The sequence below is a fragment of the Pseudomonas baetica genome (genome assembly GCF_002813455.1).
GTDB lineage: Bacteria > Pseudomonadota > Gammaproteobacteria > Pseudomonadales > Pseudomonadaceae > Aquipseudomonas > Aquipseudomonas baetica.
This window is the reverse complement of record NZ_PHHE01000001.1, coordinates 306,920-324,941: the sequence shown is the minus strand read 5'-3', so window position 1 is coordinate 324,941 and position 18,022 is coordinate 306,920. Positions and strand designations below refer to the sequence as shown.

The following is an 18,022-nucleotide window of genomic DNA, read 5'->3' as shown; positions in this document are numbered from 1 at the left end:
AACAATCCATTCAAGGAGCGTTATATGGACACCCTCAGCCCGTCAGCCCGACTCGCCGGTACGCTTGATGACAGCTTTGGCGATAAAGGCGTTTTTCACCTGAACATTCCTGACGTCGGATCGCGAACCCTGCTTTTCGGCGTTACAGCGCAACCCCCTTCAACACTGGAGCGCATTTATTTTACCGGCGATGCCAAGAATGACTTCCCCACGAGCTACATATTAGGCCGTTTGTTAACAGAAGGGCGGCTGGATGAAACCTTTGCCGTAGATGGCATTGCCACCGGTTCATTTGGCAGCCACCCGTTCTCCACTGGTCTTTCCATCATCCTGCTGGCCGATGGCAAACTTCTCCTGATAGGAGAGTCAGGTACAACCCCCATACTGGCGCGGTTCTTCAGCGACGGCACACTGGACCGCAAATTCGGATCCGACGGCCAGGTGACTTTGCCAGGCCCCCAAGACGTGCAGACTCAGGCCCCCGAACAATCGAAACGTCAGAACCAAGACGCTTCATACAGCGTCAGCGCATCGGCAGACGGTCAGATCCTGATCGTAAGAACCTTCACGGCCGTTGACTCGACCCCCATACCCTACGCCTATTTGCTGAACATTGATGGCACTCTGGACACTACCTTCAATGGAAAGGGTTACCTCCAGGTGGTTCATCCGGAACACGACCCCAATGCCATAACAATCAGCAGCGGTTACATCGACGAAATGGGCAGGATCATGGTCGGTGGCAATCTTTTGCTCCGTTCCGGGCGCTCAATGCCCTTCTTCGCGTACTACACCCCGGACGGTCGGCCTGATCCCGCTTTTGCCAACGGCGGATTTCTCGTTTACTCATCGCCGTCAACGCAGTACACGACCATCAGAGCGATTATTCGCCAACCAAACAATCGGCTGCTGGCGATCGGGTGGGCAGCCGCGAGAGAGCAAGGCCTTTTGATCAGCCTTGAACCGGATGGCAAATCCAATATTCAGTTCCACCATGGGCAACCTTTGCTGACCCAACTGGATTTCCAGTACACCTCATGGGATCGCGCCGTCATGCAGCCCGACGGCAAAATCGTTCTGCTCGGCAGCACCCGCGACCCAGGCGCAAATAAAGAAGACGTCATCGTGGCCAGACTGCTGAGCGACGCGAAATATGATCTCTCTTTCAACGGTAAAGGTTGGGCCAGCCATGCAACCGAGGCCATTAGCCTTTTGGGCGCCCTCACTCTGCAGGATGATGGAAAAATCCTCGTTGGGGGCTTTCAGTTGAAGTCGTTGACTCAGGGCGTGATCTTTCGTTTCCATGGGTAGAGTTGAACCCGACACAAAGTTTGCCTGCTCTGCGTCACCCCGCCCTGTGAAGGGCGGGGCTTTTTTTCATCTCCACATCGGTGGAGGGCCCACTTGTCCGACAAGCAGCGTGCTCCCCATACATCAATGCCTTGTTTCGTTCGACTCAACAGTGGCGACCAGACGATAGCCATGAGCCAGCTGTCAACCATGACAGTTACCTGCTGTCTTAAAATGAGCTAAATCACGCCTACCCCCTGCGCTGCGCAAGGGAATCCTCTTGGAGGCGTCATGATTGAGTCAACACATGCACCCAGTACCCTGGATTTCAGCTTTGGGGAGTTCGGGACTCGAATACTGGAAGGAACCGAAGTCAAAGCCATTGCGGTATTGACCCGCGTGGGCCCTGATCAAGGCAAGATCGTTGGCGTTATCAACGGCACCAACAGCTTCAAGTTATTCCGGCTCGATAAGGAGGGGCTGCTCGATACCACCTTCGGACCTGACGGCACCGGCTACTCGGAAGACAGATTCGGTGCCCCCGGGAGCTTTTCAACACCCTCCACACTGACCATCGTCAACGACGACCAGATTTTAGTAACCGGGCATGTCCGTGACAGCAGTCTGGCTCCCCACTATCCAGCGGTTGCGCTTTTCAATGGCAATGGCTCCGCGAATCTGGTCTTCGGGAAATTCAAGTTCGATGTGCCTCCACCCTCTCCCCCCCAGGCAACGACCTCACTTTCCACCTCGGCAACGATTACTGACGCGGTAAAGATCCTCGTCTCCTTCAATAACAGCGCACCCGGACCCTGTCAGCACTGGGGCCTGGTGCTGCAACTGACGCTTGACGGCAAGCTGGATACCGCTCTCGACGGGCGAGGCTATATCTTCTTCCGGTATAAGGGGCAGGACACTTCGACCGTCGGGGTGGCAGCACAAGTCAGCGGTCGAATCGTTTTGGCAGGATCGACGGCCGATCAGGGTTTTATCGCCGGATATACGTCAACCGGTCAGCCTGACCCGACCTTTGGCAAAGAGGGCGGCATCACAGCATTTTCATCAAGCGAAGGCCCTGTCCGAGTCACCAGACTGCTGCTCCAGACGGATGACCGCCTCATCGCCGTCGGGGCGATTGCAAAGGGTGACAGCGGCTGGGTGACACGAAAACTCAGGGATGGCACCGATGACATCAGCTTCAATGACGGCAAGGATGTCATTAGTAAAATAGCCTTTAGAAAGTTGCGATGGAGCTCGGCAGTGATTGATCCAGAGGGCTCGATTGTCATGGCGGGAGAGGTCGACACGCGCTTGACTGTCGTAGGTCGCATTACCCGAGATGGCCAGATTGACACAAGCTTTTCTACCACCGGCCTTAGCAATCCGAATGCTGAACATACCCCTCACCAACTAAGCGATGTGGGCGTCCAGACAACCTCTCGAATCGTCGTTGTCGGGAGAAAAACAAATCAGCCGTCCGTCACGCGATATCACGGTTGAATGGACTTGATCAACGCTCTCGTTGTTTGAAAAACAGCAGCCCCGCCGCCATGGGCGTGGCAGGGCTGCTTGCTTGCTGATGCTGGCGACGGCGACCCTTGGCGTACATTTTCTGCAGATGTCTACTGTCAGAGTTGACAGTAGACCGCGCCCTCCCCGCGCACTCTAATCGAGGCTGGTTTTTCCTTTAGTGCTGGAGCGTGAACGATGACAATTCAAAACAAGACGGGGGCGGGACAGCTCGACCCGACATTCGGTATCGAGGGTGTCAAACGCATCAGTGTCCCCGGCTATCCGAATTTCCGCATCGACTGCGTCGCCATCGGCCCGGATCAGCAGATCTACTGCGCGGGTACCAGCGATCGCCAAGAGCGCCCGACGCTCATCCTCGGTCGTTTCCATTTAGACGGCACACTCGATACCCGTTTTGGCAATGACGGTTTCGCAAAAGGAGCGTATGGCGACTTCTCGCTGTTACGGGTCAACGCAATCACGTTCGGGCCGGCCGGCAAAATACTGGTGTTTTGCACGGTTGCCGGTTCTGCAGCACAGGACGCAGCCGCCTTTTCGCGCTTCGATACCAAGGGCTTGCCCGATCGGACATTCGCTGGTCAGGGCAACGCCGTATTCGATATTGTCCTCTCGCCACCTGCAGCAACATCCCCCACGGCCACGACGCAGGCGAGCAGTGCCAGCGCCAGCGCCCGATCAGGCATGCAAGTGTTGTCGGACGGAAAGATCCTGGCGCACATCAATTATTTTTTTAACTGGGGAACACTACAAGGCCTGATTATTAGGCTGAATGAGGACGGAACGCTCGATCTGAGCCTCAATCAGATTGGCTACTTCATGGTCTTTCATCCTGATGACCGGTTCACCGGCACGGTACTGCGAAACCTCCTGGTTCAGGAGGACGGCAAGTACCTGTGCTGCGGTAATTTGATTACGGAAATGTCTGTACCGAGTCCGGCCATGTTCGCGCGCTATAACACTAACGGAGACCGGGACCCCTCGTTTGGTGTTGATGGATTCGCAACTGTAACCGACGACACGAACGCAAATCTGATTGACAGTATTGTTAACCTGCCCAACCAAAAAATTCTCGGCGTGGGTTTTACCGGCAACGACGCCGGCGTGATGATCAGCCTTGAAAGTGATGGCAGCGAAAACAAAGACTTCAACGGCGGCAAACCGCTTTACACCCGACTGGAGCCGAATGCGATCACCGTCTGGCGGGGGGTAGCCATTCAAAAAGACGGGAAGATCATCCTGACTGGCGCCGTGGGTCCACTAAATGGTCAGACCGACATCGTTGTCGCGCGATTTATCAACGCCAACCTCGATCACGACTTCAATAATGGCCAGGGCTGGACCCGCACCCACGTGGAAAGTGGCACGGAGTACGCTGTCGGCAACACCTTGCAGGATGACGGCAAGATTCTTGTCTGCGCCCGTTTGTCCCAGAGTAAAAGCGCGCTGTTGCGCTATAACACCTGAGCTTGCATAAGCCGTCGCAAAACAACAAAAGCCCTGCCTTGTGAGAGGCAGGGCTTTTTACTGTCTGGTCCACTAAAGGTCTTGTCGGGTCGAGCGACCGTAAAACCTTTCACTGGCTGTGTGTCAACTGTCAGGTCTGACAGTAGATATCCCAAGCGTATCGGTATCCAATCGGGGACCAGACAAATGGTTTCCAAAGGTGCAGGCATGAATAGTCTCGTCAACAATGCAGGATCGCTGGATACAGGATTTGCCGAGGCGGGTATTTTTACGCTCAAACTGGAGGGCTATTCGGAAACGCTGATTCTTGGTGGACGAATCGACCCTGCAAGCCAGGCCATCTATTTCACCGGTCAGGCGCGTAACGGCGTATCTGACCGATCCTGGTTCATCGGCTGCTTAACGCCCGATGGAAACCTGGACCCCGATTTTGGAACCCGGGGCATCACGTCGGGCAAGTTTGGCAACCTGTCTGAATCAAAGGGATTGTCCATTGCCTTCCTGTCTCAGGGAAAAATTCTGTTAATCGCAGAAACACTCAGCTCCCTTGCCCTTGCTCGTTTGCATCCCGACGGTTCACCGGACACGACTTATGGCGAGCAAGGGCAGCTCATCATCGGCAATCCAGCTGCGACGAATGATACCGTCGCTGCCAGTGCACCCAGTCAACAGCACGGCGGACAGAGTATCGCCACCGCTCAGGCAGACGGCCGGATCGTGGTTGCTCATACCTATCAAGAACGAGGTAACGCGGGCGGTGCTTACTTGTTCATGCTCAAGAGCGATGGAACCCTCGATCTGTCTTTCAATCATCGGGGCCATGTGAAAGTGGAACACCCTGATCATCAATCCGCTGCGGTCAACTTGCTCAGTGGGCTGATGGATGAGGATGGCAACGCTGTGGCTTGCGGATTGCTGACGACGGGCACTTCATCGGCAGCGCTGTTCGTTCGTTATACACGTGAGGGCTATCCTGATCCTGCATTCGGCGACAGGGGATTCGTCATCAATAACGGGACGGGCCAATATTCACGACTGGTAGACCTGACCCTGCAAGGGAACAAGCGAATGCTGGGCTGCGGTCGGGTCGCTGATCGCTCATATTCGGGTCTGTTGATAAGTCTGGAACGAGACGGCAAGTTCAATATTCAGTTCAACCAGGCAAAACCTTTACTGACCCGGCTGGGTAACAACGATACCCAGTGGTCAGGCGCCAGGCAGCAGTCCGACGGCAAAATCGTCGTGGTGGGTAGTATGAAACCAGCATCAGCATCAGCATCAGCATCAGTGTTGGTCGTAGCTCGCTTTCAGAGTAACGGTGACAGCGATCCCACGTTCGCCAATGGCGCCGGGTGGGTGGCCACGCCGGTAGGCTCTGGTTCCTTCAACTCCCGCGGAGTGATGTTGCAGGGCGATGGCAAGATAGTCGCCTTCGGCTATTCCACCCCATCAGGAGATGTAGCAGGCTCTGTGCTTCGTTATTTCGCCAACTAGAAGTCTGCCGTCCTCCCGCAGCACAATGCGACTCGCGGTGAGGACAGCCCGGCCACCCGAAGGCTCAATGCCGTTTGATAAACCCGGTCAACGCCACCCGGGCTTCCGGCGAGCGCAGCCTTTGGGTGAACAACACGCCCTCCTCTTCGATCACTTTGCGAATCTGTTCGCGGTCCGGCGCTTTCATCAGTTGTTTGCTGATGCGCACCGCTTCCGGCGGCAATTGCTCGAAACGCAGCGCCATCTCCCGCGCCTTGGCCAATGCCGCTTCGCCGCTGCCCAGCGCCTCGGTCGCGATACCCCAGTCAGCGGCTTGTTCGCCGCTGAAGCCTTCACCGAGCAGCAACAGTTCTGCGGCTTTGGCCTGGCCGAGCAAGCGCGGCAGGATCAGGCTGGAGCCGAACTCCGGACACAATCCAAGGTTGACGAACGGCATGCGCAACCGCGCATCACGCGCCACGTAGACCAGATCGCAATGCAGTAACAACGTGGTGCCGATGCCCACCGCCGCACCGGCCACGGCAGCGATCACCGGTTTGCGGCACTCAAGCAGATTGAGCATGAAGTGGAACACCGGGCTGTCGAGGTCGCTCGGCGGTTGCTGGATGAAGTCGGCGATGTCGTTGCCGGCGGTAAAGCATTCGCTGCTGCCGGTGATCAGGACGGCGTTGATTTCGGGGTCGCTGTCGGCCTGTTTCAACGCCTCGGCGAGGCAGCTGTACATGGCGCGGGTCAGGGCGTTTTTCTTGTCCGGGCGGTTAAGGCGCAGGATCAGTAAACCGCGTTCGCGTTCCAGCAGGATGGCTTCGGTCATGACAACTCTCGACAGTGCGGGCCGGGAAAGTTCCCCTCACCTCGTACCCATGAATTCAGCGCTTAACCACGGGACAGAAACACATCCGCCAGCAGTTGATTGCGCGGCAATCCAGCCAGATACAGGCGTCGGGCGAAGGCGTCGACACTGGCGGGTGAGCCGCAGACTAAGGCCAGGGTTTGCCTTGAAACAAGGCGCAGTTGCGCCAAAGCGGCGGCTGACTCGGCCGCCGTCCACAGCTCGACACTGAGGTTTTCACGCTGGGCGGCCAGTGCGGCAAGGGGTTTGGCCAGATAGTGTTCGCTGGCGTCATGGGCTTGGTGAATGACGCGAATGGCGCCCTGGTGATCCTGGCGCAAGGCTTCGCGCAACACACCGAACAGCGGGCCTAAACCGGTGCCGGCGGCCAGCAGCCAGAGCGGTCGGGTGTGCCAGTCAGCATCGTAGTGCAAGGCACCACCGCGCAGTTCGCCGAGGCGGATCGGATCGCCAATCTGCAAGCGCCGGGCAGCATCGCTGAATTCGCCGGGCTGACGGCAATCGAGGTGGAATTCAAGAAATCGGTCTTCTTCCGGCAGGCTGGCCAGCGAATACGGCCGCGCGATGTGCTTGATCCACAACACCAGATGCTGGCCGGCGCTGTAGCGCAGGGGCCGTTGCGGGGTCAGGCGCAGGCGCAGGACATTGGCGCTGAGCCAGTCCAGTGCCTCGACCACCGCCGGGCGACCATCCTCGAACGGATCAAAGGTGTGCACCTGCAAATCTTCGGTCACCTGACACTGGCACGCCAGCCGCCAGCCCTGCTGACGCTGCTCGGCGCTCAAGGCGTCCGGGCGATTGTCCGCAGGCAAACCTTGCACGCACTGCACCAGACAGGCATGGCAACTGCCGGCGCGGCAGCTATAGGGCACTGCGACACCGTTCTGATTCAGCGCATCGAGCAGATTGCTACCCGCCGCCACCGACCATTGCCGTTCACCGACGCGAAGTTCAGGCATCGACGTTCTCCCATGCCGCCGCACAGCGATTGCGCCCGTCACGCTTGGCCCGATAGAGCGCCTGATCGGCGCGTTGCAGGGCCTCGTCCAGATCGTCGGCCAGTTCCAGCAGGGTCATGCCGACCGACAGACTGAGATTACGCACATTCAAACCCACCAGTTCAACGTCGGTAAAGGCGATGCGCAGCCGTTCGCAGCAGGCGGTCAGGCGCTCGGCGTCGCAATCGGGCAGCAGCACGACAAATTCCTCACCACCATAGCGCGCCAACACGTCGCCGTCGCGCAGGCAGGCCTGAGCAACCCCGGCGAAGGCCTGCAATACCTGATCGCCGGCCGCGTGACCGTGCAAGTCATTGATGCGTTTGAAGTGATCGAGATCGATCAGCGCCAGACCGTGCACCACGCCCACATCCATCGCCTCCAGTTCCCGTGAGGCCAGACGCAGGAAATGCCGGCGGTTGAACAGCCCGGTCAGTTCGTCGGTGGCGACCAGGTCTTCGAGCTGGCGCATCATCCCGCGCAAGGTGTCCTGATGCGCCTGCAAGGCGAACCGGCGCTGGCGCATGCGTTGCCGGGAAACCTGGACGAAGCGTGCGTAAATCACCAGCCACGCCAGCACCATCGCCAGAATGCACACCTGCAAGGCCGCAAGCGCAGGATCGGCCAAGCGCAAGTGGTAACCGTCCCACAGGGTGATCGCGCAAAAACTGAAGAACACCAGCAGCGCACAGCGGATGAACGCCCGTCGGCTCAGGTGGAACAGGCCGAACAGCAGAATCAATACGTAAAACACCAGAAACTCGCCGCGCGCCTCGTCCAGGTGCGCGATCAGCCAGGTTTGCCAGCCGAGCCCGAGCAACACTTGCACTTCGGTCAGGCTGGGGTCGGCAAAACGCTGGTTGCGCCCGGACCAGAACAGGCCGAACAGGGTCGCCTGACAGATCACCACCAGCGCGCTGCCGATGGCCACAGCGTTCAAGGTCTGGTCGTAATGCCCGGTAAAAAACGCCAGCCACAGCAGCAGCAAAGCCAATCCATAGGTGGCCGCAGCGAGGGCAAAGCGTTTAAGCAAAAGACGTTGAATGGCGTTATGGGTCAATCGTTGACTCACCGTGCGATAAGAGGCTGACCGAGTGTCCTACTCTACAGACCGGCTGCCACTTTAGAGGCGTAGTCGATAAATGACCACCGATTTTCGGGCTCGAAAATTGACGTCAAAAACCCACATGTTCCCGGTAGGAGCTGCCGCAGGTTCGGGCCGCGATCGGACGAACTTTTGATCTTGTTGTTAAAACCAGCCTGCGGCAGCTCCTGCAGGATTATGCGAAAGACATGCGACCAACGAATGACTGCCGGCGCGTGTATGCCCCTTGGATGCGCGGTATACTGCCGCGCCTTTTTAGCGTCGCGCCAGCAACCCCGGCGTGCCTTGAAAGGTGCTTGCAACCGACCGATGCACCCAAGCTGCAAGCACCTTATTGAATGTTCCCGTCTTTTAGAGGAGCGCGACTCATGACCGTGATCAAGCAAGACGACCTGATTCAGAGCGTTGCCGACGCCCTGCAGTTCATTTCCTATTACCACCCGGTGGATTTCATCCAGGCGATGCACGAAGCCTACCTGCGCGAAGAATCGCCAGCGGCCCGTGATTCGATCGCGCAGATCCTGATCAACTCGCGCATGTGCGCCACCGGCCACCGCCCGATCTGCCAGGACACCGGCATCGTCACCGTGTTCGTGCGTGTGGGTATGGACGTACGTTGGGATGGCGCCACCATGGGCCTGGACGACATGATCAACGAAGGCGTGCGTCGCGCCTACAACCTGCCGGAAAACGTCCTGCGTGCCTCGATCCTCGCCGACCCGGCGGGCGCTCGTAAAAACACCAAGGACAACACTCCGGCGGTCATCCACTACTCCATCGTCCCGGGCAACACTGTGGAAGTGGACGTGGCGGCCAAGGGTGGCGGTTCCGAGAACAAGTCGAAAATGGCCATGCTCAACCCGTCCGACTCGATCGTCGACTGGGTACTGAAGACCGTTCCGACCATGGGCGCCGGCTGGTGCCCACCGGGCATGCTGGGCATCGGCATCGGCGGCACCGCCGAGAAAGCCGCGGTCATGGCCAAGGAAGTGTTGATGGAATCCATCGACATCCACGAGCTGAAAGCCCGTGGCCCGCAGAACCGCATCGAAGAAATGCGCCTGGAGTTGTTCGAGAAGGTCAACCAGTTGGGCATCGGTGCCCAGGGCCTCGGTGGCCTGACCACCGTGCTCGACGTGAAGATCATGGATTACCCGACCCACGCGGCTTCGCTGCCGGTGTGCATGATCCCGAACTGCGCCGCCACCCGTCACGCGCACTTCGTGCTCGACGGTTCCGGCCCGGCCTCGCTGGAAGCGCCACCGCTGGACGCCTACCCGGAAATCGTCTGGGAAGCCGGCCCGTCGGCCCGTCGCGTCAACCTCGACACCCTGACCCCGGAAGACGTGCAGAGCTGGAAGCCGGGCGAAACCGTGCTGCTCAATGGCAAGATGCTCACCGGTCGCGACGCTGCGCACAAACGCATGGTCGAGATGCTCAACAAAGGCGAAACCCTGCCGGTCGATCTGAAAGGTCGCTTCATTTACTACGTCGGCCCGGTTGATCCGGTTGGCGACGAAGTGGTGGGCCCTGCCGGTCCGACCACCGCGACGCGGATGGACAAGTTCACCCGTCAGATCCTTGAGCAGACCGGCCTGTTGGGCATGATCGGCAAGTCCGAGCGCGGCCCGACCGCAATCGAAGCGATCAAGGACAACAAAGCCGTGTACCTGATGGCTGTCGGCGGCGCCGCTTATCTGGTGGCGCAAGCGATCAAGAAGTCCAAGGTGCTGGCGTTCGCCGAGCTGGGCATGGAAGCGATCTACGAGTTCGAGGTCAAGGACATGCCGGTCACCGTCGCGGTGGACAGCAACGGTGAGTCGGTCCACATCACCGGCCCTGCGATCTGGCAGCAGAAGATTGCCGAAAGCCTGGCGGTGGAAGTGCAGTAAGCGCTTCAACCGTAAATAAAGAAGGCCGGCCCGTCACACACGACGGGCCGGCCTTTTTTGTGCCCCGTTTTCGACTCACCGTGCTCGGGGCGGCGATAAAAAGCCGCGACAAAGCACATAAATCGATCGTTCGCACCTGTCAGGTTTGACAGGTTACGCCCTGCTCCTTTCTTGCTAGCGTCAGCCTACCCACGCCCACCGCGTGCGCAAGGACGAGAACATGGCTGATCAGGACCTGAGCATTACCCCCCCGAGCATCGCCAAAAGCTCATCGATCGCCACCATCGGCAAAAGCTGGGACAGCGTCGGCCCGACCGGCATGGCGTCGTTCGAGTTGCCGCTTCCGCTGTCCGCCGGACGCGGTTTTGATCCGCAGTTGTCCCTGACCTACAGCAGCCAGAGTGGCAACGGGGTCTGTGGCCTGGGCTTCGCTGTCAGCCTCAGTCAGATCAGCCGCCGCACCAGCAAGGGCGTGCCGCGTTACACCCCTTTCGATGAGATGCTCGGCCACGATGGCCAAGTCTTGATGTCTGAGCTTGAGGCCGACGGCACGCCCAAGTCGCGCACCGAAACCGGCTACGACTGCGTCGACATCGGCACGCACAGCGTGGTGCGTTACTGGCCACGGGTCGAAAGCGATTTTGCCTTGCGAGAGTATTGGCAACCCGAAGGTGCCAGCGCAGGATTCTGGCTGATACATGGCGCGGACGGTTCGCTGCACGTCTACGGCAAAACCGAGGCATCGCGCCTTGCAGACCCGGATGACCCCAGCCGCATCAACGCCTGGCTGCTCTGCGAAAGCATGAACGCCCACGGCGAACACATCTGTTACCTGTACAAGGCCGACGATCAGGACCCCGACCCGATCCATGACTGCCGCGCCCAGCGTTATCCGCACAAAGTGCTGTATGGCAACTTCACGGCCAGCAAGGATCTGTATGCCTGGAAGGTAGCAGACCCAGGCACTCTGGATTGGCACTTTCACCTGTTGTTCGACTACGGCGAGCGCAGCACCTCGCTGAGCGAGGTGCCGGTGTACGACGGCCCCACACTGAAACCGTGGCTCACCCGTGCCGACCCGTTCTCGACCTACGGCCAGGGTTTTGAAATCCGCACGCGCAGGCTGTGCCAGCAGGCGCTGATGTTTCATTATTTCCCCGAGGAGCCGCAGCTGGGTGCCACACCGAAACTGGTGCGTCGCCTGCTGCTGGAGTATCGACCGCCAAATTCCGGGGAGTGGACCTACAGCCAGCTTAGCGCCGCCCACTATCAAGCGTTTGATGCCTCAGGCGTTGTCGAAAACACGCCGCCGGTGGAGTTTGACCATTCGGACTTCGAGATCAATAAGACCCCGTCCCGTTTGTTCCAATCGCAAAACCAGCCCGGTATCGAGGACGGCGAGGTTTACCAGTGTGTCGACCTGCGCGGTGAAGGGCTGCCGGGGTTTCTTTGCCGATATGAGCAAGCCTGGTATTACCGCGAACCCTTGCGTGCACGCGAAGGAGGTGATGCGATTGAGTACGGGCCCTTGACGTTACTGGACAGAATTCCCGTAGCCGATCACAACAGCTCGGTGCAGCAACTGCTCACCGACCTGACCGGTAACGGACGACTGGACTTCATCATTGCCCAGCCCGGCCACAGCGGATACTACGCGCTGACGGAGCAGCATGATTTTGCTGCATTCGTCGCGTTTAAAAACTTTCCACTGGAGTTTTTCAAAACACTCTCGACCCTCGGCGATTTGAGCGGTGACGGCCTGAATTCGCTGGCAATGATCGGCCCGAACTCGGTGCGCCTGTACGCCAACCGCCGCGAAGAAGGCTTCGCCGCTGCCGAAGAAGTGCCCCACCAGCCTGAAGATGACCGCTTGCCCGTGTTCAGTAACTCCCGTACTGAACTGGTAATGCTCAGCAATCTGCTCGGCAGCGACATGCCCGAGTTGTGCCGTATTCGCCACAACGAAATCCGCTGCTGGGCAAACCTGGGCCACGGTCGGTTCGGCAAAGGTTTCAAGCTCGGCGACCTGCCGTTTTCCTATGATGAATTCGATTCGTCACGGGTGCGCATCGCTGACCTCGACGGGTCTGGCGCACCCGCGCTGATCTATCTGCGGTTCGATGGTTTTGAGATCTATATGAACCGCGGCGGCAACGGTTTTGAACAGATCCCGCGGTTTGTGAAATGGCCCGATGGCGTACGTTACGACCGCTTGTGTCAGGTCAGCTTCGCCGACCTGCAGGGGCTGGGCTGCGCCAGCCTGATCCTGACGGTCACGCATATGCAGCCGCAACACTGGCGTTACGATTTCGTCACGGCCAAGCCCTATCTGCTGACCGCCAGTAACAACAACATGGGTTGCAGCACGAGTGTGGTCTACCGCAGTTCGGCGCAGGAATGGCTGGATGAAAAACAGCGGATACTCAAGCTCAAACGTCTGCCGGTCTGCCGCTTGCCATTCCCGGTGGCCGTGGTCAAAAAACAACAGCAACTGGATGAGATCACCGGTAATTGCCTGACTCAGCTGTTCACCTGGCGCGAAGGTGTGTACGACGGCAAGGAGCGCGAATTCCGCGGCTTCGGGTACTTGCAACAAACCGACAGCGAGAGCGCCTCCGGCACTGAAGACGTCGGCTTCAGCGCGCCGGTACGGGCCTGTACCTGGTTTCATACCGGGCGATCCCTGGACCGACCGCGTGAGGATTATTTCAATGCCGACGCCCACGCGTCCCCCTTGAGGGCCACGCTGTTCAGCCGTTATCACCCCGAGGACGAGTTCGATGAGCTGATTGAGCCACATGACACCGAAAGCGAATACCAGATAGCGCGGGCGCTGGTCGGTTCGGTGATCCGCATCGAAACTTACGCCGAAGCAGACATGGACAAGCCGGGCACTCCCACACCGTATGCCGTGGAGGAGCTGCGTTATCTGGTGCGTGAAGTCCGTCCGCAGGGGCAGTACGCGGCAGCCGTTTTGCTGCCGCTTGTGCTGGAAAAGATCAGTTATCAGTACGACCGTTTCACGGACGATCCGCTGTGCCGGCATGACGTCAACCTGCGCTTTAACCTGTACGGCCTGACCACGCATGCCCTGACGGTGAGCTATGCTCGCCGGTTGACCGACAAGGACACCCCGCCCTTCAGCGACCCGGACGAACGACAGTGGTGGCTCGATGCCCATGACCCGGCGCAGCAATCGTTTTATCTGAGTGAAACCCGGGCGAAGTTCATCGACCTGGACAAGGACCCTCAGCACTGGCGCCTGGGTTTGCCCTACCAACAGCGTGGCAATGCGCTAGTTCTGCCCAAGGGCACGCTGCCGACGGGACTTGGGGCGCAGCAGGTTTGCTACGAGGAGTTGACGGCGCATCAGAATTCGCCGCACTGGAACGCCGTGCGAGTACTGACGAGCCAGTCCATACAGCGTTACCTCGATACCGACGGCACACCGCTGGCTGAGGGGGTGGCCGGGTTCGAAGCGCTGGTAGCGTGGCTGGAAATGGCGCAACTGGACAAGACCGCGCTGCAGGCCTACAGCGTCGCGCCGCCGCCCTTCGACATCCGTGCCGAACTGGTGAAAATCGGTTTTATCGCGATGCCCTTTCTGTTTGAACCCGCCGCCCCGCCTGATGCTGAGCCAGAACTGTACTCGTCGCGATTTGGCTACGCCAAGTACGCCAGGCTTGAGGGTTTCTTCAAGGTGCTCGGCTACCAGGAAACCACCAGCCACGGCGTCACCATCGCCAAATACGACGCCTACCAACTCGCCATCACCCGCGTCGAGTTACCCGATGGCTGCACCACGCAGATCGCCTACGATTATCACGCCCTGCAACCGCTGCGCATCACCGACCCCAACGACAACATCGAAGAGGCGATTTACGAGCCGTCGGGCCAGCCGCTGGCGACCAGTTTTCACGGTACCGAGAACAACATCCCTGCCGGCTTCAAACCGCTGAGCGAATATCGGCGTCCGGAGGATCTTCGTCCGGATGCCGCCATCGCCGATCCGGCGGCTGCCGTGCAACAAGCCGCCAGTACCCTGCGCAAGGATGTGTTCAGCTGGATGGGGCTCATTGCCGCGACAGCACAATGGGTGGACGCCGGTTATCTGCTGCCCAGCGGCCACATCCGTGCCAGTGCCCGACTGCGTCTTGCACGACTCAGTACGTTGACGGCGGCGGAACAGGCTTTGCACGAAGCCATCAAGTCAGCCCACCGCGAGCCGGTGCACAGCGTGGCCCTCAGTGCCGACCGCTATCCTGGCGATGTTACCGCGGCGCAGATTCAAATCGTCAAAGCCTGCGTCGACGGCTTCGGCCGCCCGCTGCAAACCCAGCAGCTGGTTGATCCGGGCATGGCGTACAAGGTCGTCGATGGCGCACTGGTCATCGAGGACGGCCACTATGTCGAGGTGCACGCCAATCCGCGCTGGCGGATCAGCGAGCGCATCGAATACAACAATAAAGGTTTGCCGGTCCGCCAGTTCCGGCCGTTTTTGGCCAATACCCATGGCTACGTCAATGATGAGTCGCTGCGTAAACTCGGCTACTTTGATCAACTGTTCTATGACCCGCTCGGCCGGCCAATAAAACTGATCAACGCCAAGGGTGACTTTTCTCGCGAGGCATACCATCCCTGGTATCACACCAGTGAAGATTTCAACGATACGGCCGAGCCGACCGCTTCGAAGGTATCTCGGTCATGAGTGCCGCACTTGATTGGCGCACGCCGTCGATCCGCGTGCACGACAGCCGTGACTTGCCTGTGCGCCAAATCGCCTATCTGCGCACGCACGCCGAAGTTCCGGCCACCGCGCTGATCACCCGTCAACACCATGACGCTGCCGGTCACTTGGTGAAGCAATGGGATCCCCGCCTGGCGACCCCCAACCTCACGACGGTCTACGGCCTGGGCGGTGAAGCGCTGATGTCCGACAGTGTCGACGCCGGCTGGCGCCTGAACCTGCCTGGGCTCGCGGGTCAGCCGCTGGAGCGCTGGGACGAGCGCGGCAGCCATTGGCGTACGACCTTCGACACGCTATTACGCGTGGTGGCAATCGAGGAAAAGGCTGTCAATGTCGAGACGTTTACCTACGCCGATGCCAACGCCGACGCCGGGCAAAACCTGCGCGGCAAATTGTGCAAGCAGAAGGACGCAGTGGGCGAGCTTCAAATGGAAAGCTTTGCCCTCACCGGCCAGCCGCTGAAAGAAACCCGCACGTTCAACGTTGGTCCGCCGGTCACCACTCAGCGCGTATTCAGCCCCCTCGGCGCGGTGCTGGAGCAGACTGACGCCGGGGGCCATCGACAAACGTCACACTACGGTCTGGCCGGGCATCTCAAACAGCTGAAGTTGCTGATCAAGGGTGCGCCTGAATCGATAGATGTTTTGCTCGACACGCAATACAACGCCGCCGAACAGATCACCGAACAACTGGACGGCAATGGCGTATGCAGCCGCTGGACGTACGACTCGGCCGATGGCCGATTGCATTCGCAGTCCAGCCATAAAGACACCGGGGAGGTGTTGCAAAACTTCAAGTATTTTTACGACCCGGTCGGCAATATCATCCGTATCGAGGATCACGCCTTTGCGGCGGTTTACTTTGCAAACCAGCGCGTTGATGGCCATCGCGATTTTGGCTATGACTCGCTGTACCGGCTGACCAGCGCCAGCGGTTACAACGACGCCACGCCCCCGGGCTTCCCGGGGCTGCCAACGCCGAGCGACAAGAAAAACCGCCTCAACTATACCGAGACTTATGATTACGACCCGGGCGACAACCTGATCAGAACCGTCCATGTACGAGACGGCGCCAACCGTACCTTCGAGATGGCCATCGACCCAAACAGCAACCGCGGCGTGCGCTGCAAGCCGGGCGATCCCCCGCCGGAGTTCGACAAACTGTTCGACCTTCACGGCAACCTCAAGGCCTTGCAGGCGGGCCAGGACTTGCAATGGAACGCCCGCGACGAGTTGATGCGGGTAACGCTGATCGCTCGCGGTGGCGGTCGCGACGACGCCGAACACTACCTTTACAGCCAGGGCGCGCGGGTGTTCAAACGCCACGAAACCTTCACCGCCACCGCCGAACATTTTCACCAGGTTCATTATCTGCCGGGCCTGGAAATCCGCAGCAAAGACACTGGCGAAGAACTGCACGTCATCAGCGTCGGCAACGCTCGCTGCCTGCATTGGGTCACAGGACAACCCGCCGAGATCCCCAACAATCAAATGCGCTACAGCCTCGAGGATCACTTGGGGTCTTGCACGATGGAGCTGGATCAGAACGCCCGAATCATCAGCCAGGAAGGTTATTACCCGTTCGGCGCAACCGCGTGGCTGAGGGCCGAATCGGAGACTGAGGTCAGCTACAAATTCATCCGCTATTCGGGCAAGGAGATGGATGTCAGCGGCCTTTACTATTATGGCGCGCGCTACTACGCACCGTGGTTGCAACGCTGGATCAGCCCTGACCCGGCGGGGGATGTGGACGGGCTGAATCTGTATGGGTTTGTAGGGAACAATCCGATCATTCATGTCGATCAGACAGGTAATTCGAAGGTCTTTTCCGAAATATTGAATAGCGCCGAATGGATCGGAAAAAAAGCTGTCGGCGCAATCGATAAAGCAAAAACATTGACAGATCAGGTACACAATCTTGCCACTGAATTCGATGGGCTGATCCCCGACGATGCTGATATAGGAGAGTTGCGCAAGAGCATGACGCTCGGCAAGTTCCTCATGTCCAAGCATGGCTTGAGCTCGGCCGCCAAGGGCGCCGTGAAAGGTTTCTTGGCCGGAGGCACCATTGGCACAGCAGTTCCGGGGATAGGTAATGGCATTGGAGCTGGCGTGGGTGCGGTCGTCGGCCTGATCGCTTTCCCGTTGTTGCGCTATTACTTTCTGAAGAAAGGTTTGAAACTTGCGCACACGCTGCGTACACAGGAAATCAAGGATGGCTTGAATACCGTTTCAAACGGCGTGGAGGTAGCAAAAGATCTGATTAATAAAGGCGCTGCCGGCGCCAACGGTTTAACAGACCTTGCAGAAACCTTAAAAGCACTTCCGTCCCAAGCCAAAGAATTACTCGATAAACAACTGAACGCTTTTACCGATGAGCAGAAGCTTGAGTTCTATGCGCTAGTGGAGGACGGAACCAAACCGATACGAGCAATCATGCAGGTAAAGAACACCGTCCAGACCACACTGGACAACCCCAGCGAAGCAGACGGCGTAACCGGTCGACTGCAAGCGCTGGCCGCCACCATTGCCGAAGACCCGAGACCAAGACCGGTGCCCAAACCCCGGACGAAATTCAATCTTCGCAAGCCTGGCGCGGAATCATTCGCGTGATATCCATGACCGGACTGATCAACGCGCCGGGCCA

At 58.8% G+C, this 18,022-nt stretch carries 10 protein-coding genes; 7 read left to right on the top strand and 3 right to left on the bottom strand.

Translation table 11 applies throughout. The annotated features are described in order from the left end of the window. The first annotated feature begins 24 nt into the window (after nt 1-24). The 4 genes from ATI02_RS01445 to ATI02_RS01430 all read left to right on the top strand — a co-directional run bounded on the left by ATI02_RS01445 (nt 25) and on the right by ATI02_RS01430 (nt 5,781). Nucleotides 25-1,311 carry a hypothetical protein gene (locus ATI02_RS01445; protein ID WP_100845246.1) on the top strand — a complete coding sequence of 429 codons (1,287 nt, stop codon included), beginning with the start codon at nt 25-27 and terminating at the stop codon, nt 1,309-1,311. Between the two features lie 270 nt (nt 1,312-1,581). Beyond that, nucleotides 1,582-2,790 (top strand): NHL repeat-containing protein, encoded by a 1,209-nt coding sequence (locus ATI02_RS01440; protein WP_100845245.1) that lies wholly within the window; start codon nt 1,582-1,584, stop codon nt 2,788-2,790. Between the two features lie 207 nt (nt 2,791-2,997). Then, nucleotides 2,998-4,287: an NHL repeat-containing protein gene (locus ATI02_RS01435; protein WP_100845244.1), complete on the top strand. Its 1,290-nt coding sequence runs from the start codon at nt 2,998-3,000 to the stop codon at nt 4,285-4,287. A 207-nt stretch (nt 4,288-4,494) separates the two neighbouring features. Continuing rightward, nucleotides 4,495-5,781 carry a hypothetical protein gene (locus ATI02_RS01430; protein WP_161555384.1) on the top strand — a complete coding sequence of 429 codons (1,287 nt, stop codon included), beginning with the start codon at nt 4,495-4,497 and terminating at the stop codon, nt 5,779-5,781. A 64-nt stretch (nt 5,782-5,845) separates the two neighbouring features. On the opposite strand, the gene ATI02_RS01425 is transcribed toward ATI02_RS01430, so the two are convergent. The 3 genes from ATI02_RS01425 to ATI02_RS01415 form a co-directional block, all read right to left on the bottom strand. Further along, the gene (locus ATI02_RS01425; RefSeq protein ID WP_100845242.1) at nt 5,846-6,595 is read right to left on the bottom strand and encodes an enoyl-CoA hydratase-related protein; all 750 of its coding nucleotides are present in this window, start codon (nt 6,593-6,595) and stop codon (nt 5,846-5,848) included. A 62-nt stretch (nt 6,596-6,657) separates the two neighbouring features. Beyond that, nucleotides 6,658-7,593 (bottom strand): iron-sulfur-binding ferredoxin reductase, encoded by a 936-nt coding sequence (locus ATI02_RS01420; protein WP_100845241.1) that lies wholly within the window; start codon nt 7,591-7,593, stop codon nt 6,658-6,660. Next, nucleotides 7,586-8,692: a GGDEF domain-containing protein gene (locus ATI02_RS01415; protein ID WP_095187982.1), complete on the bottom strand. Its 1,107-nt coding sequence runs from the start codon at nt 8,690-8,692 to the stop codon at nt 7,586-7,588. The genes ATI02_RS01420 and ATI02_RS01415 overlap by 8 nt, the downstream gene beginning before the upstream one ends. 413 nt (nt 8,693-9,105) lie before the next feature. Between ATI02_RS01415 and ATI02_RS01410 the strand changes: the two genes are divergently transcribed. From ATI02_RS01410 to ATI02_RS01400, 3 genes are all read left to right on the top strand, one after another. After that, complete coding sequence (locus ATI02_RS01410) at nt 9,106-10,629, top strand: fumarate hydratase (RefSeq protein ID WP_095187981.1); 1,524 nt, start codon at nt 9,106-9,108, stop codon at nt 10,627-10,629. 220 nt (nt 10,630-10,849) lie between these two features. Next, nucleotides 10,850-15,337 (top strand): SpvB/TcaC N-terminal domain-containing protein, encoded by a 4,488-nt coding sequence (locus tag ATI02_RS01405; protein ID WP_100845240.1) that lies wholly within the window; start codon nt 10,850-10,852, stop codon nt 15,335-15,337. Beyond that, nucleotides 15,334-17,988 carry an RHS repeat-associated core domain-containing protein gene (locus ATI02_RS01400; protein WP_100845239.1) on the top strand — a complete coding sequence of 885 codons (2,655 nt, stop codon included), beginning with the start codon at nt 15,334-15,336 and terminating at the stop codon, nt 17,986-17,988. Before ATI02_RS01405 ends, ATI02_RS01400 begins: the two co-directional genes overlap by 4 nt. The last annotated feature ends 34 nt before the right edge of the window (nt 17,989-18,022 follow it).